The sequence below is a fragment of the Duncaniella freteri genome, assembly GCF_004766125.1.
In the GTDB taxonomy this organism is placed as follows: domain Bacteria; phylum Bacteroidota; class Bacteroidia; order Bacteroidales; family Muribaculaceae; genus Duncaniella; species Duncaniella freteri.
This window is the reverse complement of record NZ_SJSA01000001.1, coordinates 1,737,902-1,763,594: the sequence shown is the minus strand read 5'-3', so window position 1 is coordinate 1,763,594 and position 25,693 is coordinate 1,737,902. Positions and strand designations below refer to the sequence as shown.

Annotated in this window: 31 protein-coding genes, 1 tRNA gene and 2 pseudogenes; 19 read left to right on the top strand and 15 right to left on the bottom strand. The window is 49.8% G+C overall.

Going from position 1 to position 25,693, the window contains the following annotated elements:
- Positions 1-13: 13 nt before the first annotated feature.
- Complete coding sequence (locus tag EZ315_RS07575; RefSeq protein WP_135471545.1) at positions 14-1,048, bottom strand: hypothetical protein; 1,035 nt, start codon at positions 1,046-1,048, stop codon at positions 14-16.
- Positions 1,049-1,203: 155 nt separating this feature from the next.
- Positions 1,204-1,279 (bottom strand) — tRNA-Met (locus EZ315_RS07565).
- Between the two features lie 248 nt (positions 1,280-1,527).
- On the opposite strand from EZ315_RS07565, the gene EZ315_RS07560 reads away from it, so the two are divergent.
- The 7 genes from EZ315_RS07560 to EZ315_RS07530 are packed head-to-tail and all read left to right on the top strand — an operon-like array spanning position 1,528 to position 6,532.
- Positions 1,528-2,004: a terminase gpP N-terminus-related DNA-binding protein gene (locus EZ315_RS07560; RefSeq protein ID WP_135469447.1), complete on the top strand. Its 477-nt coding sequence runs from the start codon at positions 1,528-1,530 to the stop codon at positions 2,002-2,004.
- A 3-nt stretch (positions 2,005-2,007) separates the two neighbouring features.
- Entirely contained in the window at positions 2,008-3,555 is a 1,548-nt protein-coding gene (locus EZ315_RS07555; RefSeq protein ID WP_135469450.1) for a hypothetical protein, read from the top strand.
- On the top strand, positions 3,549-3,806 hold the full coding sequence (locus tag EZ315_RS07550; RefSeq protein ID WP_135471544.1) for a hypothetical protein: 258 nt from the start codon (positions 3,549-3,551) through the stop codon (positions 3,804-3,806). The genes EZ315_RS07555 and EZ315_RS07550 overlap by 7 nt, the downstream gene beginning before the upstream one ends.
- Entirely contained in the window at positions 3,797-4,213 is a 417-nt protein-coding gene (locus EZ315_RS07545) for a phage protein Gp36 family protein (protein ID WP_135471543.1), read from the top strand. The genes EZ315_RS07550 and EZ315_RS07545 overlap by 10 nt, the downstream gene beginning before the upstream one ends.
- A gap of 25 nt (positions 4,214-4,238) precedes the next feature.
- Positions 4,239-5,192, top strand: a complete 954-nt coding sequence (locus tag EZ315_RS07540; RefSeq protein ID WP_135471542.1) for a hypothetical protein — start codon at positions 4,239-4,241, stop codon at positions 5,190-5,192.
- Positions 5,193-5,201: 9 nt separating this feature from the next.
- Complete coding sequence (locus tag EZ315_RS07535; protein WP_135471541.1) at positions 5,202-5,816, top strand: hypothetical protein; 615 nt, start codon at positions 5,202-5,204, stop codon at positions 5,814-5,816.
- A gap of 11 nt (positions 5,817-5,827) precedes the next feature.
- On the top strand, positions 5,828-6,532 hold the full coding sequence (locus tag EZ315_RS07530) for a phage portal protein family protein (RefSeq protein WP_135471540.1): 705 nt from the start codon (positions 5,828-5,830) through the stop codon (positions 6,530-6,532).
- Between the two features lie 42 nt (positions 6,533-6,574).
- Here EZ315_RS07530 and EZ315_RS07525 read toward each other — a convergent pair whose 3' ends face one another.
- Positions 6,575-7,798 (bottom strand): IS4 family transposase, encoded by a 1,224-nt coding sequence (locus EZ315_RS07525; RefSeq protein ID WP_124076696.1) that lies wholly within the window; start codon positions 7,796-7,798, stop codon positions 6,575-6,577.
- A 121-nt stretch (positions 7,799-7,919) separates the two neighbouring features.
- On the opposite strand from EZ315_RS07525, the gene EZ315_RS07520 reads away from it, so the two are divergent.
- Positions 7,920-8,504: a phage portal protein family protein gene (locus tag EZ315_RS07520; protein ID WP_135471539.1), complete on the top strand. Its 585-nt coding sequence runs from the start codon at positions 7,920-7,922 to the stop codon at positions 8,502-8,504.
- Positions 8,505-8,659: 155 nt separating this feature from the next.
- Entirely contained in the window at positions 8,660-10,141 is a 1,482-nt protein-coding gene (locus EZ315_RS07515; RefSeq protein WP_135471538.1) for a phage minor head protein, read from the top strand.
- Here EZ315_RS07515 and EZ315_RS07510 read toward each other — a convergent pair.
- Positions 10,121-10,360, bottom strand: coding sequence for a hypothetical protein (locus EZ315_RS07510; protein ID WP_135471537.1), 240 nt, complete (start codon positions 10,358-10,360; stop codon positions 10,121-10,123). The genes EZ315_RS07515 and EZ315_RS07510 overlap by 21 nt on opposite strands.
- Positions 10,361-10,414: 54 nt before the next feature.
- On the opposite strand from EZ315_RS07510, the gene EZ315_RS07505 reads away from it, so the two are divergent.
- The gene (locus EZ315_RS07505; RefSeq protein ID WP_135471536.1) at positions 10,415-10,897 is read left to right on the top strand and encodes a phage virion morphogenesis protein; all 483 of its coding nucleotides are present in this window, start codon (positions 10,415-10,417) and stop codon (positions 10,895-10,897) included.
- A 7-nt stretch (positions 10,898-10,904) separates the two neighbouring features.
- Entirely contained in the window at positions 10,905-11,393 is a 489-nt protein-coding gene (locus tag EZ315_RS07500) for a hypothetical protein (protein ID WP_135471535.1), read from the top strand.
- Between the two features lie 372 nt (positions 11,394-11,765).
- Here the strand turns inward: EZ315_RS07500 and EZ315_RS07495 are convergent, their stop codons facing one another.
- The 11 genes from EZ315_RS07495 to EZ315_RS07450 form a co-directional block, all read right to left on the bottom strand.
- Entirely contained in the window at positions 11,766-12,491 is a 726-nt protein-coding gene (locus EZ315_RS07495; protein ID WP_135471534.1) for a DUF3164 family protein, read from the bottom strand.
- A gap of 79 nt (positions 12,492-12,570) precedes the next feature.
- A complete protein-coding gene (locus EZ315_RS16345) occupies positions 12,571-12,735 on the bottom strand; it encodes a hypothetical protein (protein ID WP_170957489.1) in 165 nt (54 codons plus the stop codon).
- Between the two features lie 184 nt (positions 12,736-12,919).
- A complete protein-coding gene (locus tag EZ315_RS07490; protein WP_135471533.1) occupies positions 12,920-13,129 on the bottom strand; it encodes a hypothetical protein in 210 nt (69 codons plus the stop codon).
- Between the two features lie 7 nt (positions 13,130-13,136).
- A complete protein-coding gene (locus tag EZ315_RS07485) occupies positions 13,137-13,622 on the bottom strand; it encodes a hypothetical protein (protein ID WP_242452536.1) in 486 nt (161 codons plus the stop codon).
- 6 nt (positions 13,623-13,628) lie between these two features.
- Positions 13,629-14,273 (bottom strand): ATP-binding protein, encoded by a 645-nt coding sequence (locus EZ315_RS07480; protein WP_135471532.1) that lies wholly within the window; start codon positions 14,271-14,273, stop codon positions 13,629-13,631.
- Between the two features lie 6 nt (positions 14,274-14,279).
- Entirely contained in the window at positions 14,280-14,561 is a 282-nt protein-coding gene (locus EZ315_RS07475) for a hypothetical protein (protein ID WP_135471531.1), read from the bottom strand.
- Entirely contained in the window at positions 14,558-14,833 is a 276-nt protein-coding gene (locus tag EZ315_RS07470) for a hypothetical protein (protein WP_135471530.1), read from the bottom strand. Before EZ315_RS07470 ends, EZ315_RS07475 begins: the two co-directional genes overlap by 4 nt.
- The gene (locus EZ315_RS07465) at positions 14,830-15,684 is read right to left on the bottom strand and encodes an AAA family ATPase (RefSeq protein WP_135471529.1); all 855 of its coding nucleotides are present in this window, start codon (positions 15,682-15,684) and stop codon (positions 14,830-14,832) included. The genes EZ315_RS07470 and EZ315_RS07465 overlap by 4 nt, the downstream gene beginning before the upstream one ends.
- 13 nt (positions 15,685-15,697) lie before the next feature.
- Positions 15,698-17,746: a hypothetical protein gene (locus EZ315_RS07460; RefSeq protein WP_135471528.1), complete on the bottom strand. Its 2,049-nt coding sequence runs from the start codon at positions 17,744-17,746 to the stop codon at positions 15,698-15,700.
- Position 17,747: 1 nt separating this feature from the next.
- A complete protein-coding gene (locus tag EZ315_RS07455) occupies positions 17,748-18,287 on the bottom strand; it encodes a hypothetical protein (protein ID WP_135471527.1) in 540 nt (179 codons plus the stop codon).
- Positions 18,288-18,289: 2 nt separating this feature from the next.
- Positions 18,290-18,664, bottom strand: a complete 375-nt coding sequence (locus EZ315_RS07450) for a hypothetical protein (protein WP_135471526.1) — start codon at positions 18,662-18,664, stop codon at positions 18,290-18,292.
- Between the two features lie 103 nt (positions 18,665-18,767).
- Here EZ315_RS07450 and EZ315_RS07445 point away from each other — a divergent pair, with 103 nt between their 5' ends.
- From EZ315_RS07445 to EZ315_RS07410, 8 genes and pseudogenes are all read left to right on the top strand, one after another.
- On the top strand, positions 18,768-19,889 hold the full coding sequence (locus EZ315_RS07445) for an ISAs1 family transposase (RefSeq protein WP_135469899.1): 1,122 nt from the start codon (positions 18,768-18,770) through the stop codon (positions 19,887-19,889).
- 159 nt (positions 19,890-20,048) lie between these two features.
- Positions 20,049-20,570 carry a hypothetical protein gene (locus EZ315_RS16510; RefSeq protein ID WP_175577976.1) on the top strand — a complete coding sequence of 174 codons (522 nt, stop codon included), beginning with the start codon at positions 20,049-20,051 and terminating at the stop codon, positions 20,568-20,570.
- A gap of 810 nt (positions 20,571-21,380) precedes the next feature.
- Positions 21,381-21,557 (top strand): IS3 family transposase, encoded by a 177-nt coding sequence (locus EZ315_RS07435; protein ID WP_135471525.1) that lies wholly within the window; start codon positions 21,381-21,383, stop codon positions 21,555-21,557.
- Between the two features lie 24 nt (positions 21,558-21,581).
- Positions 21,582-22,223: pseudogene (locus EZ315_RS07430) on the top strand (MFS transporter); the annotation flags it as partial.
- A gap of 86 nt (positions 22,224-22,309) precedes the next feature.
- The gene (locus EZ315_RS07425) at positions 22,310-23,533 is read left to right on the top strand and encodes an IS4 family transposase (RefSeq protein ID WP_124076696.1); all 1,224 of its coding nucleotides are present in this window, start codon (positions 22,310-22,312) and stop codon (positions 23,531-23,533) included.
- 126 nt (positions 23,534-23,659) lie between these two features.
- Positions 23,660-24,148: pseudogene (locus tag EZ315_RS07420) on the top strand (PfkB family carbohydrate kinase); the annotation flags it as partial.
- Between the two features lie 57 nt (positions 24,149-24,205).
- Complete coding sequence (locus tag EZ315_RS07415; protein WP_242452535.1) at positions 24,206-24,484, top strand: ISAon1 family transposase N-terminal region protein; 279 nt, start codon at positions 24,206-24,208, stop codon at positions 24,482-24,484.
- 68 nt (positions 24,485-24,552) lie between these two features.
- Positions 24,553-25,518 (top strand): ISAon1 family transposase, encoded by a 966-nt coding sequence (locus EZ315_RS07410; RefSeq protein ID WP_242452534.1) that lies wholly within the window; start codon positions 24,553-24,555, stop codon positions 25,516-25,518.
- Positions 25,519-25,693 lie beyond the last annotated feature (175 nt).

Genomic DNA, 25,693 nt, shown 5'->3' with positions numbered 1-25,693 from the left:
TTATAGGGTTTATTTATTCGCTTAGGGGCGGGCAGTCTACGCCGTACTCTTCTTTATACAGGCGCATATATTCCGCGGGCTGGTCTTTGCGGAGTGCAATGAGTTCGCTCTGCGGCACTTCGCTTAACTTGGTGTATTTCTTAGGCTGTTCACCTGCACCGGGGGCACTCTGTTTGTTCAGGTTCAGTGTGTCGGTGGGCTTCTGCTGTCCGGGCATAGCCTTGAATGTGTCTGCGAGCATTTCTGCGCCGGCGGCTTTACCGAGCTTAATGTAATGTTCACGCTGCGCCGCTAAAATCTTTCTGTCGGCAATAGCCTGATCCACGTACTGAGTTACGGACGCAAGCTGCAAAGTTTCGGCGCTGTCCGCCTTGGTTTTCATCAGCTGGAGCGCGGCTGTTACCTGCTCGTCGGACGCATCCTCGGGAAGTCCTAAGAGGATTAACTGGTCTTTGTTCATCGCTGTTTTTTGATTTTTAATTAGATTGTTATTGTTTATTTGTCTGCCGGACTCCGGCTCCTCCCCCTCACCGGGTTCATTCTCCGGCGAGGGTTTGGGTTCGTTCAGTTTCAAGAGCGGAAGTGCCGGGGCATCCTCTCCGGCTGCGAGCTTCAACTGCTTGCCGTCTGCGCCACAGAGTTGCAGGGCTTCATCATTGCCGCCAATATCCACAATGCTGACCTCGATAAGTTTGCACCGCGTCACCGTCGCACGTGTCTGCCCCTCCAATGCTAAAGCCGGGTCGGGGTTTACTTCCGTAGGCTCCAGGGCTGCCGAAGCCATGCGCAAAAATCCGCTTTCCCATTTGCTCTCTATCTTCCGGGCAAAATCATCGTTTTGGTCAAATACCGGGGTGCCTATCAGTTTGCCCTCCTCAACTCTGAGGTTGTCAATTTTGCCGATAGGCATTGACTGACCGTCGAAAGCACGGCGGTGCATCCATAGCAAAACCGGGTTGCGCTTGAACTGCTCCAGGTCTATGCCCGAAGTCAGCACACGCGTGCCGTAGCTGTTTACTGCCTCAGTTGAGATTATTACTTCTTTCATTGTAGTTGTCTCGTTTCACTTATCGTGCTTGCCACGCTTTGTATTTTAAAATATTAACTCTCGCAAAGAAAATGCCCGGGGCACTTAGGGGCTTGGTCCGGAGGTGGTGGGTGTGTCCCCTGTGCCCGGGGCGGTTGTCCTAATCTTTTTTACCTTGGTGGCGGAGGCAGGACTCGAACCTGCGATCTTTGTGGAATGAGCCCAACGAGCTACCGGCTGCTCTACTCCGCTAATCGGCTTGCCGCTTTGCTATGCAAAGAATGTTTTTAAGTCGTTCAGCGGTGCAAAGTTGATAGTATTATTTGGCTGTTACAAAAAGCATTATCAAGTTGATAACACTTTTTATTCGTTAAATTATTTTACCCCAACTTTGCAGTGTAAAAACACCTCCTCAGTGGTGGTGTTAACTTAAATTCTCTGTTGATTATGCAACCGTGCTAAGCACGCTTTGCTCCTCTAAAAATTGATTACTACAAAGAATGGCAACTAAAACCAAAAAGGAACGCGAACAGCAACGCGAACACGCGCGCCTCCTATATATGCAGGGGGAGCCCCAGAAGTCTATTGCTGAAAAAGTCGGCGTATCTGCTCAGACTGTCACAAAATGGGTTGCGGAGGGTGGCTGGGAACAGGCACGAGCCGCCGCCAACATTACGAGACAGGAACTGGTTAATAAAATTTTTAACTCCATAAATGTGTTACTGGAGGATTTGGCAAATGACCCCAGCCCGGAGAAAACAGCCGCCAGCGCTGACAAACTTGTGAAGTTTGCCGCCACTGTTGAACGCCTCGACAAAAAAACTTCCGTGGTTGACATTATAGAGGTATTTATGGCTTTCAGCAAATGGCTGCAATATCGTATGAGCTTCGACCCGAATGTCACCCCGGAACTGCTCAAAACCATTAACCATTATCACGACCTTTTCATCTCTGAAAAATTAAAAGAGTCTTTCTAAAGTATGACAAAAGCGGAATTAAAAAAAGCGATTGAGGAATGGAAACAGCACTGCGAAACGGTGCAGGCTGCCACTTCCATTAACATCATAGAATCGCCGGCACAGCGTCTCGCGCGCATTGCCCGGCTGCGCTCTGATTATACCGCTTTCGTTGATTACTATTTCCCACACTGGACTATTAACCCCGAAACCGGGAAAGCTACCCCTTGCGCTAAATTCCACATTGACGCGGCCAATAAGATAAAAGCCAACCGAAACCTCAAAGCCGGTTTTGTCTGGCATCGTGGTGCGGCTAAGTCTACCAATATGGACGTATTTGTCCCTATGTGGCTAATGTGTCAGGAACGCCGCGAAATTAACGTTATGGTCATCGTCGGCAAGTCTGAGGATAACGCTAAAACTCTGTTGGGTGACATTCAGGCGGAGTTACAGTACAACCAGCGTTATATTGCCGATTTCGGGGAACAGTACAACGCCGGATCCTGGGAGGAGGGAGAATTTGTAACGCAGACGGAAGTCGCATTTTTTGCCCGTGGTCGCGGTCAGTCTCCGCGTGGTCTGCGCTACCGCTCACACCGTCCGGATTACATCGTTATTGACGACCTCGACGACGACGAACTGGTGGAAAGTCCGGCGCGTGTCTCTAAGCTGTTCGACTGGGTGCGCTCGGCTCTGTTCGGTACTCTCGACGGTGGGCGCGGCCGCTTCTTTATGGTCGGTAATATGATTGCCAAAAATTCAGTGCTGGCGAAGTGGTGCGATATTAAGAGCGTACACGTTACCCGTGTAAACATCTACGACAAAAACGGCGATATTTCCTGGGCTGCCAAATGGACCCCGGAGGAAGTGCAGGCAATTGCCGACGTCGCCGGTTATCGTGCATTTCAAAAAGAATACATGAATAACCCGATAATTGAGGGTGCAGTGTTCCGCAACGAGTGGATCCGCTGGGGTAAGCGCCCTGCCTGGTCTAAGTTCTCGGAAATTGTGCTTTATATCGACCCCAGTTTCAAAGGCTCAAACAAAAATGACTTTAAGGCGGCGAAACTCTGGGGGAAAGCCGGGACTCAGCTCTGGCACCTCCGTGCTTTTGTCCGTCAGTGCTCCGTTGCCGAAATGGTACGCTGGTGTTACGACCTTTACGAATGGGCGCGCGCTCAGGGTATCGCCGTGCGCTGGTACATGGAGGCGAATTTTATGCAGGACACCATCCTCGATGAATTTATGCGAGAGGGTGAACTTCGCGGCTACCAGCTCCCAATGACCGGCGACAAGCGCAAAAAGCCTGACAAGTTCCAGCGCGTTGAAGCTGTTTCGCCACTGTGGGAGCGTGGGTTCGTCTATTACGACGAGAGCCAGCGAGACGACCCCGATATGCTCGCCGGCATCGACCAGACCCTCGCATTTGAAAAGGGTATGCGCGGACACGACGACGCACCGGACGCCGACGAGGGCGCTATATGGATTTTACAGAGAGATACCCGACAAAAGAAAATTGTTTCATCCACTTCAATAGGGTTGCGACCTAACGCAAAAAATGTATCATGGTAATATTTGAATACTTCCGCGCCCTCCTGTTCGACTGGCGCAAAAAACGCGCGATCCGTGAAGCTCAGCGCTCCGCTGACCTCCACCGTAAAAAGTTCCTGGTGCTTGTGCTTCATGGGCGCCCGGTCTGCGTATCTATGCAGGGCGTTAAAAAAATGATCCGGCAAAAGCGCCTCCCTGGCCTGACTACCGAAAAAGCCCGCGAAATTGCAATTTATGAAGCTATGCCCAAAACTTCCGGCCTATGTTCCTGACTCTTGACGACTACCGGGGCGTGTGCGACGAATACGAGCTCAAGCAGATAACACAGAACGAAGAAACACGCCTGACCGCCGAAGCTGCCGCAATGGAGCAAATCGGTTCTTATCTGCGTTATCGCTACGATATGGCCCGGGTATTTGCTTCTGAGGGTTCAGACCGCAACGCTATGCTCGTACAGTGCGCCGTAAATATTTCCCTTTGGCTAATGGTTCACCGTCTCCCTCAGAATATGGGACACGAACGCCGGGAATGTCTCTATAACGACGCTATCAAATGGCTTCGCGATATTCAAGCCGGCAAAGCCTCCCCCGACTTACCTCTCTATGAGAGTGAGGACGGAGACGACGCACGCAACCCGGTGCGCTACGGCTCTATGAAACCAAACAGATACGACTATTAAACACCCGTTAAATACCGTTTAACCCATGTTTAAGCTGTGTGCTAAAATTGAGATAACCGGCGAGCGCTGCTGGGACATCGGCTTTGTCTCGGCGGTGGAGATTGTACGCGACACTGAGAAGCTCACAGCCGAAGCCAAAATAACACTCCCTAAAAAAATGAAATGGAACGGCTCGGCTGAAATTCCTGTGCATCGTGGCGACTCCGTGTGTATTTATCTGGGATATAACGGTAATTTACAGCTTGCTTTTGTGGGTTATGTCCGTGACGTAGGCTTCAAAACTCCGGTTGTCATTACCTGCGAGGATGATATGTTCAAACTCAAACAAATGCCGGCACAGAAAAAAGCCTACCGCTCTGTTACTATTGAAACGCTTCTTAAGGATCAGGGCATAACTTACCGGCTCAATGTTATGGGCGAACAGTCGCTCGGTGCTTATCGTGTCACCGCTGACACTGTGGCCGCTTTGCTCGGAAGATTATCAGAACAGGGCATCCGCTCATTTTTCCGATATGAGAACGGCGAGCCGGTTCTTTACTGTGGCGTGCTCTTTGACCGCGACAGTACTCCCTCGCAAGTGTTCCGCTCCGGGCTTAACATCATTTCAGACAACAGCCTCCAGCAGCAAAAGGCGGAAAATATGCGCCTGCGCGTTAAGGCTGTCAGCCTTATGCCAAACAATAAAAAAATTAAGGTTGAAGTCGGCGACGCTGACGGTGAACACCGAACATTACACACCTACAACAAAACCGAACGTGAGTTAAAAGCGTGGGCGGAACAGGAAGTTAAACGGCTTAAACGTGACGGCCTGACCGGTTCGTTTACTACGTTCGGGGCTTCTCTGGTTGACCCGCTCGACGCTATCGGCATAATCATTGACGGCTCTAAAATGGGTGTATATCAGGTAAAAAAGGATGTAATAAAATATGGCGATTCCGGCTTCCGTCAGGAAATAACGCTCGGGCTTCGCGTGCAATAGTTTTGAGTTATGCAGAATTTACGAAACGTTATCAGACAGCTGGCACAGCCTGACGGTGAAACCGTCGCTCTTGTGTGCACCGTTGACGCTGTGGATAAATCATCGCGCACGGTTGACTGTTCGCCTATCAATGAGGGTGCGCCATTGCTCGGGGTCAATCTTCAAGCCAACCAGGAGGGTGAATGTGGGGTGTGCCTGTTCCCCGAAATTGGCTCTTACGTCGTTGTCGGCTTCGTTTCCGAAGGAGCCGCCGGGGTGGTGCTGCTTACTGAGAAAATAGAGTCCGCCGAAATTGTAATCGGTGATACCTCGGCTGTCATCAGCGCCGACGGTGTGCGTATCAACGTGGGCGACATCTCCGCAAATCTGAGTAAAAGCGCCGTAACTTTCAATGGTGGCGACCTCGGAGGATTGGTTAAGGTGCAAGCCCTGACCGACAAATTAAATGAGCTTATACAGACCGTTAACGCTCTTATTACTTCCTATAACACCCACACCCATATTACAACCGCAACAGTCGGGGCAAGTACCGCTCCGGGGGTATTATCTCCGACGGAACAGACAGCACAGCAGGCGCAGCCATTCAACCGCTCAGACTACGAAAATGAAAAAGTAAAACATTAACATAAACTGCAATGGCAAATATAATAACCAATATCCGCGACTATTTCAGCCGCCCCACACGCTCTCAGCTGGTAGAACTCGCACGCCGCGTCAGTTCAAAACAGGGCGTGAAGCTCACAGCACAGCTCCAGCAGCAGACCGACAGTCTGACAAAAAAGGACGTTGCAGACTGGCGCGCCGCTCATCAGGTTGCTATTGACTACGAAAGCCCGAACCGTTGCCGGCTTTATGACATTTACGCCGATTGTGTCCTCGATGCTCATCTTTCCGGCTGTATAGCCCAGCGCAAAGGTAAGGTATTGCAAAAGGATTTCCGCCTTGTTGACGCTTCCGGCAAAGAGAACACAGCAGCCACGGAACTGCTGCAAGCCGGCTGGTTCCTTGACTTCCTCGAGCTGTGTCTTGATTCAATCTACTGGGGACCCACTCTCATACAGTTGGGCGACATTATCAGAGACAACGGACCGATGCGTTTTGACGGCGTGGAACTCGTGCCGCGTAAACACGTCGTGCCTGAATATGGGGTATTAGTCCGCAATCCGGGCGACGACTGGCGACAGGGCACAACTTACCGCGAGGGTGATATTGCCAACTGGTGTGTGGAGGTCGGCAAACCGCGTGACCTCGGTCTGCTTCTTAAGTGTGCTCCCCCATGTATTAGCAAAAAGAATTTTTACTGTCCGCTAAACCATAAAAGGGTGAGTCCAACTTCTTGAACAGCAGAAGTTGGGCTTACTTTTTGTATTTGACAAGCCCCCTCAGCAGTTTTCGGGATCTTCAGGAGGGGATTCCGAGGCCTCTGCGAGCATGATTTTCAAGTCAGCGTCGGGCTGATTTAGGAACTTTTCGAGATTCAGATAATACATCAGTACAATTCTGACGATTGTAGCCAGTCCAGAAAAGCTCCAACGCCTTTGCAAGGTGCTTTGTAAGACCGAGAGCAACAGATTAGCTATGAGCGTTACCCAAATCTGTATTTTTATGGCATTGGCACTTTCGCCATAGAAGTATCGCAAAGGGAAGTTCTGCTTTATCTGCTTGAAAAGCGACTCAATCTGCCATCGGCGACGGTAGATGGCCACGATTGTCTCCAGAGGCATGTCGAAGTCATTGGTGAGAAGCGATATAAGTTTTGGCTTCTTGCCTTTCTTAATGTCAACGTATGTGATTATTCTTGCAATGTGGTTGATGCCGTCTTTACGGAACACTACGACCTGTTCACGGTACTCCATCAGTCCCTGCGGATTCTGGTGCATACAGTCCACAAGTATTTCATAACTGAGGTTTTTCTTCATTTTGGTTACATATACCACCCCTCGATCCGTCAGTTCCTCGAATTTGGCATAGTTGATATATGCACGGTCAAGTGCTACTATCTCGTTGTGGCTGTAATGGCTCGGTGCAAGCATGAAGGAGTCATTGGTCGCTGCCGAAGTGAACTGTACGTCGCAGTGAACGCCCTCGTTGGCATGTATGACCGAGTGTACCTTGATGCCGCCTTTCTTCTTTCCCGTCTTCGGATGACGGCCAACACCCTTGAAAATAGCATTGGAGAACAACGTGATTGTAGTGGAATCGATGATTCTAAGCCGTCTTATCCACTCTTCCGTGCCATTGCGTCGGCTGTCCGAGGAAAGAATGTCTTTATTGGCTGCATACAAGTCGCGGTATACATCTTCAAAGAACTTCTCTGAACGTCTGGCATTTGCATCCGACAAGGTGCTCCGCCTGGGCACAGTGTCAATGCCTACATGATGGAGTTTGCGTACCTCGGCTGTCATAGAAGTCTCTATCTCACGCAATGAATCGAAGCGCTGTATGACAGCATATAGCATCGTAAGCAAATGCGTATAGCCGTCAAAGCTCTTGACATACTTCTCTCCGCCGTGTTTTCGGCTGATTTCAACTATTTTTTCACGATCAAGTGATTTTATCAGCTGACCATATGTCGGCTGTCCGAAGAAATTACTACTTTTACTCATGGTTATTTAAGATAGTTTGGCGACATCAAAATAACCATTTAGGGCTGACTCCTGCAATAGGTGCCAGCCCTAATTTTCAACCGCTACTAAAAAAGTTTAGCGGACAGTAATAAAAAAGAATATGCTCGCTTATTGGGACGTATTCGGTGAAATTTTCGGTATGCCTATGCGCATAGCTCGCGTTAACGGGCTTGACGACGCGGAACGAGCCAAAACCGAAGCAGCCCTCCGCGATATGGGCGCGGCGCAATATATCGTAACATCTGACGGCACGGAAATTGAGATTAAGGAAAGCAGCCGCGGTGACGCTTACAACGTCTATGACAAGCGCGTGGATCGCTGCAACTCTGAGCTGTCAAAGGTGGTGTTAAATCAGACAATGACCATTGACTCCGGCTCCTCACTCTCACAGTCAGAAGTGCACCTCGAAATATTTGAGCGCACAACCGAAAGTGATGCTATTATGTGCGCCCATATTATCAACGGGCGACTGCTTCCCCTTATGGAGTTGCACGGCTTCCCGGTCAAAGGTTGCCGCTTCCAATGGAACAATGCCGCCAGCTACTCACCGGCGGAACAGCGCGAAATTGAACGCCTGGTCCTGGAGTATTACAACATTCCGCCTGAATACTTCACGGAAAAATACGGCGTGACTATTGACTCCCCACGCGAAACCAAAACACAGCCCGACCGTTTTTTCGACTGAGCCCCGCGCAAAGCTCGACAATAAGGTTGGCTGACGCTGCGGGGCTTCGGCGCTCATATCTCGCGTTTAACGCCGCTTTGGGTTCTTTGTATGACTTACCGTGCAAACCGAACGCAGACGGCAATTTATTGTTGTCTGCTGAGGTGCCGCCGGTAATGGCTGATAAGCAAAATGACTTGCTCGAACTTGCGGACGCGACAGATAAGCCCAAATTTGACGACACGGCATTTTTTGACGCTGCCGGCATGGTCTACAATGCCGGGGGCTTCGATGCGTCGCAACTCAACACCCCCGAAGCTCGCCGCTTGATAGCCGAAACGGTTAAGCAGCTCAACATCGCCATAAGTTCAAGCGTCCCCCATGAGGTGCCGGAGGTGGTGCGCTATGCCCTCGAAAATAATGCTTTTATTTTCTCCGGCTTTAAGGCGTTCCACACACTCCGGGAGGTCGGTCTGTCTCTGACTACCGACAAAGGGGATATTAAACCGTTTGACACGTTCCGCCGCGACGTGGAAAAGGTCAACAACCAATATAACCATAACTACCTATATGCGGAATATAACCACGCGGTCGGTGCTTCTCTAATGGCTGCACGCTGGCAACAGATTGAAGCCGACGGCGACCGTTACGACCTCCAGTACCGCACGGCTCAGGATGACCGCGTGCGCGAAGATCACGCAATTCTGCACGGCACAACGCTGCCACCCTCCGACCCGTTCTGGTCGCTTTATCTGCCGCCGAACGGCTGGAACTGCCGTTGCACAGCCGTACAGGTTCGACGTGGCAAATACCCCCAGAGCGACCCGGCGCTCTCTATGCTCCGCGGTCAGAACTGCACCGAAGCCACCAAACAGCAGATTTTCCGCTTTAACCCCGGTAAGGATCTGAAACTGTTTCCGCCCAAACATCCGTATTACAAAGCACCGGAAGCAGCCAAACAGGTAATTGAGCAATTGAGTGAGGAACAAAAGCGGGAGCAGCGCATTGCCGACATCATCGCGGAGCTGCCGGATTCTCTGACTTTCGACCAGAAAAAGGCTATTGCCGAGAACTGTTTGGAGATTGAGCAGAGCTTCGGCATTACAAAAGGCAAAGCCATGACATACGACCAGGCAAACAAAGGCAAGGAAAACCCGGAATTTGCAAAGGGTGGAGGCTACCTTGTGAACTGTCAGACCTGCACCGTTACCCATTGGCTTCGCCGCCTCGGCTTCAACGTCAAGGCAAAGCCCAATATTAAGGGCAGCGCGTATGCCGAAATGGACGCACAGAGCATTACGTGGTTACAGCGTTTTGTAAATCTCGACGGCTCGGACGTTGATTATGATTTTACCTACAAATGGCAAAAGCGCAAAGGGTACAAGGCTATGACCGCAAAACGATTGCAGGAATATTTCGCCGAAAAATTCAGCGATGACGGTGTGTATGAAATTTACTGCGCGTGGAAACGTCGCGACGCCCATGTATTCTGTGCCGAAGTCATCGGGGGGAAGGTTCGTTATTTCGACCCTCAAAGCGGCCAGAACGATGTAAGCTCTTACATCGGCGAAATGCGCCCCGGCATGGTGGGCGTTATCAGAATCGACGATAAGAAGGTTAACCCCAAATTAAAGAACTTATTCCTCGAGATCAAATGATATTGACAGGTTCAATGCTTCTTCCCCAGTTATCAGGGTGTGTTTATCCCCCTTGGCGATTACAAGCCGTGGCAATCCTACCGGCATAGGCATTCCCTCTGCATCTAAAAGACAGAGTCCGTAAACATCGCCGTCAGCGGTGGTCCCAATCTTTTCAGCATGGTTTGCCATTTCGCCCATGTTCCGGGCGTATTCTAATATTTTTGCCGATTTATCCATTGACCGCAAATTTACAACTTTTTTCTGATTTAATAACAATTAAAACCCAATTAAATGCTCGACGCCAACAAACTAAAAGCCGACATTCTCGACGACATGCGCGTGGACCTCTCCGAAGAGTTCGACCGCAACTTTGAACGTAAGGGCTTTTTCTCCGACAAGTGGAAGCCCCGCGCACATGACTACTCCCGCGGCTCTCTGCTCATGGTCTCCGGCGATATGCGAAAAGCCACACAGGGCGAAGTGTCCGGCAACGGTGTGCGCTTTTCCTCCGCAATGCCTTACACAAACCTCCACAATGAGGACGGAAAAATCACCGTGACGGCTAAAATGAAACGCTACTTTTGGGCGAAGTTCATGCAAACAAAAGACGAGTCCTGGCGGCGTATGGCTCTAATGAAAGTTGGCAAAGTCATAACTATGCCGGAGCGCCGCTTTATCGGCGACGGCCCCGACACGCAACGCATTATCCGGGAGGCAATCGACAGGAACCTACAACAGTTCAACACCCAATTAACTGACTTTTTAAGACAATAACAGCAATATGAGAAAACAGATTTTTACAGCTGTCGCCGAAAAGCTCCTGACCGTTCCGGGCATTGATTACGTGGACCTCTGGAACGACAACGGCGCACACTTTGCCGGTGGGGCGGTTTACCCCCTGCCGTCGGTGTTCGTTGAGTTTGAAACAATCGAATGGCACCAGCAGAACGCCGGGGCACGCCGTGCCGATATTACCGTCCGCCTCCACATTCTGAACCGTGCGACTGCCGGAATACACGGAAGCCAGGACCCGGCAATGGCGGAAGCTCTGGAGCGCTTTGACCTCCTCAATAGCATTAACGCCGCTATGCAGGGACTACGCGGTGACAACTTCGCCGGCTTTATGCACACTATCTCGGCAACCAATCACGCCCACGCTGAAATTATTGAGGACGTTGAATGTTTCCGAACCTCCGTGCAGGACTTAACGGCTATGCGACGCGACAAACCCTTTCCGGGGCTCTCTGCCGCCATTCCGTCACCTCAATAATACAACAGCAACCCCGATAGCTCCGGAAGCCATCGGGGTTGCTTATTTAATCAAAATCAAACAGGGAGGGGGAACTATTCTGGTGGTTATATTCCTCGGTATCCGTGTGGAATCCTAAATACCTTATGAAAGTGATATAACTAATCCCAAACTCGGGCTCTATCCACCGACGCCACACAGCTTTATAGCATTTAGCTTGGTTTCCCGCCTCGTAATGCAGTGCGGTTATTGCTTTTACTTTTTCAGACCGCGCCAACGTGGATTTGTGCCGTTTTTTCTTTGCCATTCAACAATTTTTAGTACCTTTGCACTGTCCTTTTACACAAGGCTCAGCGCTGGCGTCGGCTTCGGTCCACGTTGGCGCGGCTTTTTTTATTCCGCTGCCTCTGCTTCAAGTTCTGCCGGGAGGTCTTGCAGTGGTTCGCTACCGGGCAGAAGATCCACATCTGTAATGCTCAGTGGAATATTGCGCCATGCGTTCCCGGTGCTTTCATCGCGATACTGTGCGCGGATATAGCGGCGGGTCTCGGTAGGCTGGTAACTTTCCCGGATAATCTTAACTGCTTCCACAAATTGATCGTCGTGGCTTTCCTCCGCCATTTTTTGAAGCTGGAGCACCTTGCTTGCATTGAGGTTGCCCTGGCGGTCTTTGCTCAGAAGTCGCAGCACAGTGTTAACAAGTGCTTTGCTCTTGTCGTCGGTCGCTAAGCTCTCCAGATAGCGGCGCACCATTGCGATACCTGTTTCCACCATATCAGTCCAGCCGTCAACAGTGTTAACGCCTAATGTCAGGCGGAGGCTACTGTCACTGTTGGTGAAAGTGTGGCTATACTGCCCATCCTCTTTGAAGCCCACGACATCGGCTTTCATATCCAAAACAGCCTTAAAGTTGCTGAATAATGCGTCCTTTGTCGTTTTAATCTGCTCACTAAGGGCGCGCAGTTCCGGAATGGCTGCCGCCAGTTCCTCGTTGACTAGCTCTTGGTAAGTCTCACGCTGCTGCTTGCGAAGTTCCGCAGCTTCTTTTTTCGCTTTTTCTGCCTTAAACGCTTCCCATTCGGCGCGCTCATCGGCGGTCATTGTTACCTGTTCACTCATTTTTAAGGGTGTTTAAGTGGTTATTAATTTGTGTTTAACTGCTTGGGTGGTCTGTCCTTTTACACCGGCGCAGCGTTTTTTAATTGTCGTAGTCCTCGGCGTCCGGCGAGTCATAGTTCAAATGTCCGGCCGCATCGCTCGCCCACCATGCCAGTGCGTCCAACAGTTCGATTCTTGCATTTTCGGGCAGGTGTGCAATCTGCTCCCGGATTATGGCTGTAACCTTTTCAAGTTCCTTGCTCATATTCTTTGAGTAAATACCTTTTTAGCCTGCTTGGTATCTCCGAACATCGTGTAAGCTAATGCAAGCAGACACACGCCGCTATACCCGATTATTAGCCCGACAAGCACCCATAACCACGCAAATGGGTAGGCGCATTTTCTGAGTCGTTTTCTTGTTTTGTCTCTCATATCATTTGTTTAGTTCGTTATTCATTATTCAATGTAACTGTGTAGCCCTTTCCGCGAAGATATTCAGCCACTTGTTTTAGATCAGTGTATTTCAGCACGTCAAAAATGTATGCAGCCACATACTCCGCTACTGCGTCCTCGCTTGCATAGTCTATCTTTGAATTGACAAACTTTGTTTTTTCGGTTCGGCTTAACTGCCGAAAAACTGAGTTAATATCTGTTACCATTGGATTTTTAGTTTAGTGTTGGGTCTATCTCTTTGCCGGCGGTCAGCTTCTGCATCAGAAGCGCATCAGTGAGTGCATCAACCGCGCGGGCGTCCTTGACTTTGTTGTTAAATGTCGCTATGAGGTTGCGCAGCCGCTCCCTCGGTATCTTGTTGAAGTCATTGTAACCGCTGGCGCGCATCGCAATGCCTTTTATTATCGAAATATTGCTCTGCTGCTTGGTCTCCCTGAGCCAGCCGCCTATTGCCGCAATTACCTGCTTGCGCAGTTTGTCAAGCCGCGCCGTCCCCTGCTTTTCGTCCACCTGCTCGCTCAGCTTCGCACAGATGTCTATGAGCTGGTGCTGGGTCAGGTCGCGGCTGCTCTCGACACCCCAGCTTGCCAGGATCGCGTGCTTCGCTTCATCATCAAGCCCCAGCACTGTGCAAAGGGTGTGATATTTTTTCACGAGGCCGCGGTGGATTTCGTCCATTGTCTTATTTTCTTTTGCCATAGTCGTTTATTTTATTCGTTCAGCCCAGTAGTCTGCGGCTCCTCGCTCCCAGATTACGAAGTCGGCGCCGCCCTCTCCTTTGTCCTGGTCTTCGTAGCGTGTCGTTACAAAGGCTTTGTAACCCTCGACCCTGATTTTTATGTCTGCGTCAAATCTTATGCGCACCGCCAGTTTATCAGTAAGGTTGCCGGATTTGTCCACCTGGCTGATAAAAATAAATAGCTTGTCGGGGTAGTCCTTTTTTAATGCCTTGAAAAGCCGCCATGTGAATGGGTCCAGATATTGGAGGCTGTCTATCACTACAATTTCGGGACTTTTCCGCTTTGACAACCGGGCGCGTAGTTCCGGCAGTTCTTCTTTGTTCAGCAGTATTATGTTGCTTCCGGCTTCCGCCATGTCCACGCGCTCCCATGCTCTTTGAAGCGACAGGCTCAGACCCTGCTCCAGCGAGTTGTAAGCCACCCGACGGAAGCCGGCCAGATACTTGCAGAGCTGGAGCGTGAAAGTGGTTTTGCCGCTGCCGCTGTCGCCCCAGATAAGCCACACCCCCCGGAGCTCCGGGCGGCCGAAGCTCGCCAGGAACGGGCCGTCGAAGTCTGCGGTCTCGAATTGCGCAGCCAGCACGTTTTTATTACTTATCGCTTTGCTCATTGCTCGTTATATTTTCGTCAGTCGCGGCCGTTCTCGCAGTGCCTCCGGGTCATAGCCCTTGGCCTCAATCATCGCGTTTAATGCCTTGCGTTTCGCCGCCAGGTCCTCGCTGGTGCTCGCTTCTATCATCACGCGCACCGTTTTAGGTCCGTAGCAGCCTTTTACTCGCTTCACTGTTATGTCGCACGTCCAGCCCTGTTCGAGCCAATCCTGGAGCAGCTGAGGCAGCCAGGACGGCATGAGGTCAAACTCTGCGCGGAATTTGAATTTTACGGGATATGGTTTCATTTTTTCACTCTTTTTGGGTTAACATAAGCCCAGCCCATAAGCCGGGCAGCAGGCAAGCCAATGCCGGCGACGCCTTTTATACCCGAATTGGCAGCCCTTACGCAAAAGTCGCCATCCTCGTCTATCTCTCCGTCACTGTACCCGATATAAACCTGGAAATTGTTAAACACGAAGTAAGCCTCACGCCGTCCGTCTATCATCGGCAGCGTATCGGGCGATTTGAGCACCCGACGTTTGCCGCCCTTGAATGTTACTGTTATCTTGCCGCTCACCGCGCGCCTCCTTTCACCTTAGCCCACACACTGCGCTTTACGCGCCGCAGGTCGCCCTCCGCCTCGTCCACTATGCCGTTAATGGCTTTGGCCTCGCTCACTCCGTTGGCGACGCATACAGCCGCCACGTCCTCGCTGTTCAGCAGGGGCAGTTCTACAAACTTGCGCCCTATGCGGCTGAATATTTCGGCATAGCCTTTGCGGTTCAGCCGCAGCCCTTTTTCTATCCGGACGCGCAGATACTTGGTCGCGGTCATTATTATGCCGCAGTGGTCCTCGAGCTGATTGTAGAGCGATATGAAAAAATAAAGCACCTGATCGCTCAGCTTGTCTGCCTCGTCAAGCACAATAAGCGGCTGCTCTTTGCGCTTCAATGTGTCGACAATGGTTTCCATCATGTCGGCAACGGTGTTGCCGCTGTAGGTCACGCCCATGCTCTGCAATACTTTCGCCATGAACGTGCGCCGGTTCCAGTATTCGGAGCAGACAAGGTGATACACGTTGCGCCCTTCGGCGGTGTAGTTCTTTATTGCCTCGGTCTTGCCGCTCCCGGCTTCCCCAATTACGGCCATCACCAGGCTGTCGCGCTGCGCGTTTTCCAGCGCAAAAGTCATAGCCTCGTAGGCTCGGGTCTTCACCACCTGCCACCCCTTGGTCTCGGCGCTCCCGGTCTGGGACGCTATGCTTCGCCACATCTCGTCGGCGATTGTCTCCCATTTCCCGGTCAGCACTTTGCTAATTGTCGCGCTGCTCACGCCGTTAAGACTGTTGGCGGCCTTGTTGCCGCTCCCTTTTTGCTCCACATACGCGCGGAGCTGGTCGCAAATCTGCTGTTTCTGTTCCTGTGTCATGTCCTTTTACGTCTTAAAAAATTGAATAATCCGTTACTTTGTAGGCCTCCACATCATCGCCCTGGCGTGTTACGGGTATTTCAATGGTTTCCACCTCTAAGGCTTCAATGTCGGCGGCGGCTAGTCTGTTGCGGCTGCGGTTGTCTTTATGCTGGCCCCGGCTGTCGGTAAGTATAAGGCGGTCCTCCATACACGAGCCCAGTGCCGGGGTCTGATATATCGGAAGTTCTGCCGCTCTCTCTATCACTCGACGCGCACCCTGATAATGGTGATTAAGCCTGCGTCCGGTCTCTGCCTCCAGCGCCTTGTTGAAGTCGCGCACTCTCTGGAGCTGTTCGGCATCGCCCGGCTGGCGGTCGGCCAGTGCCATGGGCTGCACATACTTTTCCTCAAGCATGTAGCGGTGGGTGCCGTCCTCGCTCACCGCCAGAACGTCGTGCAGGTCGTCCGGGTCGTATTTCACCGTCCACCGCTCCGAAGCATGGTCGCGGAAGCTCAGCTCGAAGCAGTCATAATCTCGCTTCACGCCTAATATCGTGGGACGCAGGCCGCAGCCCTCCAAAACGTTCTTAAAGCCTGTTTCTGCGCCGAAGTTCAGCAGATACATCTCACGGCTCATTACCAGCCTGTGCTCGGGTTTGAGGTTGGCGAGTTTCTCCATGAGCTTGCCCACCTTTTGCGCCCGCTCCAGCCTGATCATTTCGTCTATCTGGGCGCGGACTCCCGCTTCATCGGGGAAGCTATGCCGCCGTCTGTTCAGCGCCTCGCTGTTCGGCTGCCGCTTCGGGTCGGTCGTCACGCCGTAGCCGCCCCAGTTCGGGCACAGTTGGCAGTATGTCGTGTTGAGGTGGTTGAAATAGGGCTCCACCGGCTTGGCCTTGGCGTTGTGCGCCTGTGCCGGGATCACCTTGTCGCCCAATACGGCGTAAAGCTCCGACATGGTTTTGATTGCGTAGCGGTCGCTCTGCACCTGGTTGTATCGCAGCATTTGGCCGGTAAGCTCTCGGCTATGGGTCGCGGCGTTCCTTAATGCCGCCTTGATAAGTTCCGGGCACTCATGGTCCCCCACCGCGTAGCCCATGGGATAGTCCACACACGGGTCAAGCACTACCACCATTGTAAGGCGGTTGGTGTAGGTCGTTACGTTGTGCCCCTTTTTGTCCGTCCGTGTTTTCTGATACAGCAGCTCCACGGTCCAGCCGTCAAGCGAGCACATCAGGAACGGAGCGGTCGGGCGGCTGCGCTTCACCTGCATCGTCTTGTGGTTGCGGAAATTCGTAACACCCAAACGGCCGGCCGCCGCCTCTAATTGCAGCTTCTCACGCCATACGCCCACCGCTGCCGCCGTTATCTCTTTCCAGCCCAATAACCGCGCTTTCGCGTTGTAGGCCGCTGCCACTTTGGTGTCCTGCACGTTGTTGGGGTTGTTTATCAAGGTGGCGAGATAACCCACCTGCTCCTCGGTCAGCACCTTGCCGGCGTTGCCGTTCTGGAACTTGCCGGAGATAAAACAGGCGTAACCCTCGCGCACATATTCCGCACATTTCATCGACAGCCGCCGGGGGCTCCCGGGCAGCGAGTGCGGCCAGCGGTCAGCCAGTCGGGGAAGCGAAGCAGCCGCACGCGCCCAAAATTCTTTTGCCGCCAGCGCCTTTTTACCGCTGCGCTGTCGCTTGCTCACATGAGCGTCCCAACACGCACGGAAAGCGTTCATAATAGCTGCGTTTGCTGAATACTCCAGCACTTTATCAGCCGGCAAGTTTCTGCCGTCGGCAAGTGCGTAGCCCTCAAAGAAGTTCAACGCTGCGCCGTCCGGCTGTATGGTGTCTAAAAATTCCTTGCTGTCCGCTTGCTCCTGCAAGTCCGGATAACGGCGGTAAACCTCCGTGCGCCACTTCATCGGCAAGCTCTCAACGGCAAACAGAGCCTCACGACCGTTGCCGCCTCTTTGTACTCGAACGACTTTTTTTCGACTGACTAAGTTATTTAAGTTCGCAGGAGTAATAATTCTTCCTGTAAGCTCTCCATAACTTATGCAAACTTTACCATCAATAGTCTCCATATTATAACTTTGAAGCGTTAGAGTTACCAAATTTCAAGCTGATCAGGCATACCGGACCCTGCATAATATAGTTATGAGCCTTTCTTCGTAGTACGGCTGCGCTTTTCGGAAGACAACTTTTATATTTGATTGGAAGCCTTTTTACTGCTTCTCCCAACTTCTCCCATGTGTATTTTTTTGTAGTGTGTAACTCAATACATCGTGATAATACAGCACAACCATAAGAATATTTTTCAATATATTCTTTAGGCAACTTGCTTCCATTGGGAAGAACCACGCATGAGTAATATGCTACGTCAGATGGTTTCGGGGTAATTTCTCCTAATGAAATAATATATGGGTTGCCATATTCACGGAATACATCTACCTGTATTCTCGTAGGAAGACTTTCAATATCATACAACGCAGTTCTTCCATTTCCACCGCGCCGAATCTGTTTTATTTTTCCACGTCTCACCAGAGCTTTAAGGTTAGCCGTGGTAATAATCCGCCCGGTGAGCTCCGCGTGGCTTATGCAAATTGTTCCGTTTACTGTTTCCATACTCAAAGACTTTTGGCGTGGTGTTGTATTTCATTCAGCTTTGAAATTTTCGCATGCTCCACCGAAAGGGAAACATTACCGTCGCGATCATAAACTTTTACGTCTCCGGTTGTTTTGTCAGCTTCAAGCATTACCCCATTTGGGTAATACTGGCGCATATAGCCATCTGCATCGTGCATTGTTTCCATTTCCGGGCTCACCACCATTATAATGCCGCCACGGTTAAGAGCCATTTTGCGGATTTTACGCTCTGTGTCCGTCCCTTTGTTTATATCCTCAAAGTAAAGAGCGCGCCAAAGGGTTTGTCGTGAGATACCGCGGAAAGCCTTTGTTATTAGTTCCCGGGTCTCCTTTGTTGCTGTTATAAATCTTTCCATATCCTTTTACAGAATTTATGAATTAACCATCACGGCAGACGCATCTTAAATAAACTTAACGGCTGTTTACCAATATAAATAGGCATACAGCCGTTAATCTTATATGACAAATCCTAACTCACCCATAGATTTCTTTTCATCCATCAGCGATCCTCGTGTGGAGCGCACACAGAAACACAGCCTTGACTCCATCCTGTTCATATCGCTTTGCGCAGTCATCTGCGGAGCGGAGGGCTGGAATGAAATCGAGGACTATGGTAATGCCAAGATTGATTGGCTTGAGAAGTTCCTGCACCTTCCCAACGGCATACCCTCGCACGATACGTTCAACCGAGTAATCAGTATGTTAGACCCAAAAGAATTGAACGGTTCCTTTGTGGCATGGACGAAAAGCATTGCCGAACTGACCGACGGGGAAGTTGTCGCCATTGACGGCAAATGTATGCGCGGGAGCAGCGATGACGGCTCCGGGACATACACCCATCTTGTCAGCGCATGGGCTTCGGCGAACAACCTGTTGCTCGCGCAGGAAAAGGTCGCCGGAAAGAGCAACGAGATTACTGCGATACCCCGGCTGCTGCGCATCCTGGAGTTGAAAAACTGCATAGTCACAATCGATGCCATGGGCTGTCAGAGAGAGATTGCCAAGACAATAATCGAGCGCGGAGCCGACTATATCCTTGCCCTGAAAGGGAATCAGCCCGAAATGCTTGACCGTGTCAGCCGTTCTTTCACATATATTAAGCCGTCATCTGAGCATACGATGGACGGGAAGGCTCATGGGCGGGAAGAAACAAGGGCCTGTTCGGTCATAACCAATCTCGACAACATCATCGACAGGGACAGATGGCCCGGTCTTAAAAGCATCGTGAGAATAGAATCCCGTACCCGGGATGTCAAGTCTGGACAAATCCACAAGGAGACCAGATATTACCTGTCGAGCCTTGAGGCTGACGCTCAATATATTAATCATTCTATCAGGACACACTGGAGCGTGGAGAATCAACTGCATTGGACATTGGACGTCGCTTTTGGAGATGATGCCTCGCGTAAGCAAAAGGATAATGCAGCTCAAAATTTCTCTCTGCTCAACCGTATCGGACTGAACATAATCAAGAACGCCAAGGTGTCATCAATGGGTGTCAAAGGACATAGGAAGAAAGCCGGTTGGGATAACGACTACTTACTTTATGCCTTAAAAAGTTTTGATGTTGTAAAAAATTAAGATGCGTCAGCCCTGAATTAACCATTTGTGAATCTTGCCAACGCCACAAATTTTCAGTAAATTTGGGGCGGTGTTACCGGTAATACTGTGCAAAGTTAATACGCATTTGCGAATATATCAAATAATTTTGCGATTTTTTCGCATTTGAGAATATTAGTTATGACAATAAACGAGAGATTTGAATGGATTATCAAAATCCTATTTCACGATAATAAAAGTGCTTTTGCTAAATCAGTGGGTATTAGTCCCACTGTTGTTGAGAATGTTGTTGGAACAAGAAAAGGCAAACCATCATATGACGTTCTCTATAAGGTTTGCGCAAATGCGAATATATCCGCGGAGTGGTTATTTTTTGGAGAAGAGTCTGACCCAGTGATGAGAATGTTTAACATTCGCAAGGAATTAGAACTTACTGCTCCATATATTGATGATAATGGGGACGAAAAAGAGATGAAAACAATCTTTGAGAAAGGTCGGAGAGATACAGAAGAACAAACGCCTAATACAAATAATACGGATCTGATACAACATCTTAAAGCTCAGTCAAAGGAAAAAGATATAGAGATAGGAGCTTTACGTGAGGATATAGGGGTGCTGAAAGAGCGGATAAGACAGCTGGAGCAGCGATTGGGAAAAGATGCAGAACGTGTGAGCACCGTAGTTACTGCAAATGTCGGATAATGGGCTTTTCTGCGTCGTTCCCCCTGTACCTCCTCCATATACCCCCTAAAGGATCAAAATAAGCAGTTTTCACCTTTTTTCTACCGCTTTTTGCGTAGTTTAATAGATTACATCCATTAAATCAACTATTTACGCAATACTAAAACCGATTATTTAACGGCTGATTTATGACATTAAAGGGGTGTTAATCGCTTCTAAAACGCCGTTTTTTAGTTTCTTTTTGTCCGTATGGGGCGTGTACCATATCGCCAATGAGTACCCAAATGAATGTCCAACTGAAAGACCAACTCTATTTTCAAAACCAAACGTGCACAAATTTAACCTCCCCGGAAGCCTCATTTTTGCCCCCTGAAACCCTACCGAAGCTGCTATCATTTAACAGCCGTGCCACTGCTCTTAAACGCTGCCATACTCCAGAGTACACCCACGCACTCTCATACGCATACCGTGATGCTCCACGCGGCCGGTGAGCACGTCAGCATAATCCTCTACAACCGCCGTAAACGCTTGAATTTCGCGCCCTCTGCCTCGCTGTGGCTCATTCTACCGCCCACACAACAGAAGCGGCCACACACCCGGCGAAAACCAGCCATGCAGCCGCACGATATTAAAGCCAATTAAAGGGGAATTAAAGCCGCATTAAACGCTCGTTAAACGGCGCGGCCCGATTATTCAACCCCGATTCAAGCAAATTCAAGTAATTGCACGTTTCGTTTTTTCGGGCCGACCACCTCCAACACCACCCATCCCGCTACTTATCAACGCATTGCGCGACCGACCGACATTCACACCGTTGCTCGCTTCGTTTTCATGCCCATACATCTTAAGTCAGAATTGCTATATTTGCATGAATTTTGTTCTTGGGAGGACTTCATTCGGGAATTGAAGAGATACATCCTGTATTATAACAATGACCGGATTAAGGTGAGATTCAACGGATTGTCTCCAATGGAATATAAAAATAAATACTATAATGAACTGATATAATTCATGTCCAACTTTTTGGGTTCAGTTCATTTGGCAGCGACTCCTATAGATGAAGAAAAACCGGATAAAGCGACTGGCATCGGTGAATGCCTTAAATTACTGAGTCGTCCGTTCATCTTCCTTTGTTTTCTCGGTATAATGTGCCATGTGGGTATTGATGTAGGAACAAATACAACAGCACCGAAAATCATTATGGAGCGTCTTGGACTTCCTTTGGAAGAAGCCGGATTCGCTACCGGTATATACTTTATATTCCGTACCGTCGGGTGTTTCTTGGGAGCTTTCCTCCTGAGGGCGATGTCTCCAAAGATGTTCTTTGCAATCAGCGTGCTCATGATGCTTGCCGGCATGGTTATACTTTTCGTCTGTGACACCCTGACTCTGTTGTATGTCGGTATCGGTATGATTGGATTCGGTAACTCCAACATCTTCTCAGTAGTATTCTCTCAGGCCCTCGTATATACGCCCAATGAACGTAACGAAGTTTCCGGTCTTATGATTATGGGCTTGTTCGGCGGTACAGTATTCCCACTCGCAATGGGATATGCGGCAGATGCTGTCGGACAGGTCGGAGCTGTCGCAGTAATGACTGTCGGTGTGATATATCTGATGTATTATACGCTGAAAATAAGAAAAATATTATTACTGTCCGCTAAACTTTTTTAGTAGCGGTTGAAAATTAGGGCTGGCACCTATTGCAGGAGTCAGCCCTAAATGGTTATTTTGATGTCGCCAAACTATCTTAAATAACCATGAGTAAAAGTAGTAATTTCTTCGGACAGCCGACATATGGTCAGCTGATAAAATCACTTGATCGTGAAAAAATAGTTGAAATCAGCCGAAAACACGGCGGAGAGAAGTATGTCAAGAGCTTTGACGGCTATACGCATTTGCTTACGATGCTATATGCTGTCATACAGCGCTTCGATTCATTGCGTGAGATAGAGACTTCTATGACAGCCGAGGTACGCAAACTCCATCATGTAGGCATTGACACTGTGCCCAGGCGGAGCACCTTGTCGGATGCAAATGCCAGACGTTCAGAGAAGTTCTTTGAAGATGTATACCGCGACTTGTATGCAGCCAATAAAGACATTCTTTCCTCGGACAGCCGACGCAATGGCACGGAAGAGTGGATAAGACGGCTTAGAATCATCGATTCCACTACAATCACGTTGTTCTCCAATGCTATTTTCAAGGGTGTTGGCCGTCATCCGAAGACGGGAAAGAAGAAAGGCGGCATCAAGGTACACTCGGTCATACATGCCAACGAGGGCGTTCACTGCGACGTACAGTTCACTTCGGCAGCGACCAATGACTCCTTCATGCTTGCACCGAGCCATTACAGCCACAACGAGATAGTAGCACTTGACCGTGCATATATCAACTATGCCAAATTCGAGGAACTGACGGATCGAGGGGTGGTATATGTAACCAAAATGAAGAAAAACCTCAGTTATGAAATACTTGTGGACTGTATGCACCAGAATCCGCAGGGACTGATGGAGTACCGTGAACAGGTCGTAGTGTTCCGTAAAGACGGCATCAACCACATTGCAAGAATAATCACATACGTTGACATTAAGAAAGGCAAGAAGCCAAAACTTATATCGCTTCTCACCAATGACTTCGACATGCCTCTGGAGACAATCGTGGCCATCTACCGTCGCCGATGGCAGATTGAGTCGCTTTTCAAGCAGATAAAGCAGAACTTCCCTTTGCGATACTTCTATGGCGAAAGTGCCAATGCCATAAAAATACAGATTTGGGTAACGCTCATAGCTAATCTGTTGCTCTCGGTCTTACAAAGCACCTTGCAAAGGCGTTGGAGCTTTTCTGGACTGGCTACAATCGTCAGAATTGTACTGATGTATTATCTGAATCTCGAAAAGTTCCTAAATCAGCCCGACGCTGACTTGAAAATCATGCTCGCAGAGGCCTCGGAATCCCCTCCTGAAGATCCCGAAAACTGCTGAGGGGGCTTGTCAAATACAAAAAGTAAGCCCAACTTCTGCTGTTCAAGAAGTTGGACTCACCCTTTTATGGTTTAGCGGACAGTAAAAGAAAAATATAATATAAATCAATAAACTTACCAAATCAACATGAATGACATAGTTGTAGGAATGGGCGAAGCCTTGTGGGATGTTCTCCCCGAAGGCAAAAAAATTGGCGGAGCCCCGGCTAACTTCGCCTATCACGTATCGCAGTTCGGACTGCCGAGCTGTGTAGTGAGCGCAGTCGGCGATGACGCTCTCGGTAAAGAAATAATAGAGAATTTCACCTCAAAAGGGCTTAACCAGTTCATAGCCGAAGTGCCATACCCTACAGGAACAGTACAGGTAGAAATCGATCAAGCCGGTGTCCCGCAGTATGAAATCAAAGAAAACGTAGCATGGGATAATATCCCTTATACCGCGCATCTCGAAGCGATTGCCGAGAAGACCAAAGCAGTATGCTTCGGATCTCTTGCACAGCGTAATGTGGTATCGCGCAACACTATCAACCGGTTCCTTGACGCTATGCCCCAGACCGAGGATTCCCTTGTTGTTTTCGATGTAAATCTCCGTCAGGGATTTTACAACAAGGAAATACCGGCTCAAATCGAAATGCCGGTGCATGAATTTTTGGAAAAGTGTTAAATTTGCGGTATGAAAACCGCAGATGCATTTTGGCAATTCCTGCCAGAAGGATTGGACGAACTGTTTGAGATGGTCAAGTTTGAAAAGACAGACCAGTCCTACGACATATGGCTTGACGAGAAGAAGAAACTGTCGGATGAGGATTTCCGCAATCCGAACATTGTGGCACGTGGATACACGGATTACGTTACAGTGCAGGACTATCCGATGCGCGGCAGACCGGTGTTCCTGCACATGCGCAAGAACAAATGGTGGGACAAAAAAGACCAACGAGATATTCTCATATAACCTGGAACTGCCCAACGAGGAGAGGACACGACTCAGCGCCGAGTTCGTGGCTTTTTTAAAAGACGAAGGTGGAGACGACGGCATTGTCGATTAAGCATATAGCGCAGATGTACTGCGTCAACGGCAAATATTTTGCCGAACAGTATCGCAACAGGATAAGCGGTTATACCGAATGGCGTGAGGCCGAACTCGGTTGCGGCTTCTACTTCAACGCTAACAATATCGGCCCGTACATGAGTCTTGACGAAACCTGCCTGAGCAACGGCGAGGTATGGACTTTCCTCACGAACAAGGACGGACACGGTGGCCGTGGGACGCTGGCGGCGGCCATCCCCGGCACAAAGAGCGATGAGATAACCACAATCCTCATCGGAGCCATGGGTAAATCGGTCAGACGCAGGGTAAAAGAAGTGACCTGCGATCTGTCGCCCTCGATGATGCTGATAGCCGCCGAGGTATTCTACAACGCCCACGTCGTTAACGACCGCTTCCATGTGCAGCAGGTCTATAACGGGGCTGTCGACGAAATTCGCATAGACATCCGCCGACAGCTCATTGCCGAAGACAACAGCCGTGACAAATCAGAGCCTCCAATTACATATTCCAACGGCGAGACCATGCGCCAGATCCTTGCCCGCAGCAAGCACACCCTGATGATGTCGCAGAACAAATGGACTGACATACAGCGTCATCGCGCAAACATTCTGTTCAGACACTATCCGATACTGAAAGATGCATACCATCTGGCTATGGAACTGCGCCAAATCTTCAACGCAAAGATATCACCCACCAAAGCAATGGGTCGGATGAACAAGTGGTATGAAAAAGTAATGGCATTGGGCAACAACAACTTCCGCTCTGTCATCAAGACGTTCAAGAACCACGCCCCGACTATCCTCAATTATTTCCGACGTCGCGCAACTAATGCCTCCGCCGAAGCATTCAACTCCAAAGTCAAAATCTTCCGTTCGCAGATGCGAGGGGTCCGTGACCGTGATTTCTTTATCTTCCGACTCGTCAAGCTATACGCCTGAATCTTTAACACTCTATTCTAATTGTTTTAACAAATGCACCGGAATTTCGGCTTGTGCCGCTTGACCCCACTAAAGAGGGTGCAGTTTGCAGTACAAATTCTACTGCACCCTTCTTGCACACCCGCAGTTTCAATATTTTGCGCCGGACGGGGACAGGGGTAAAAAGAAAAACCTC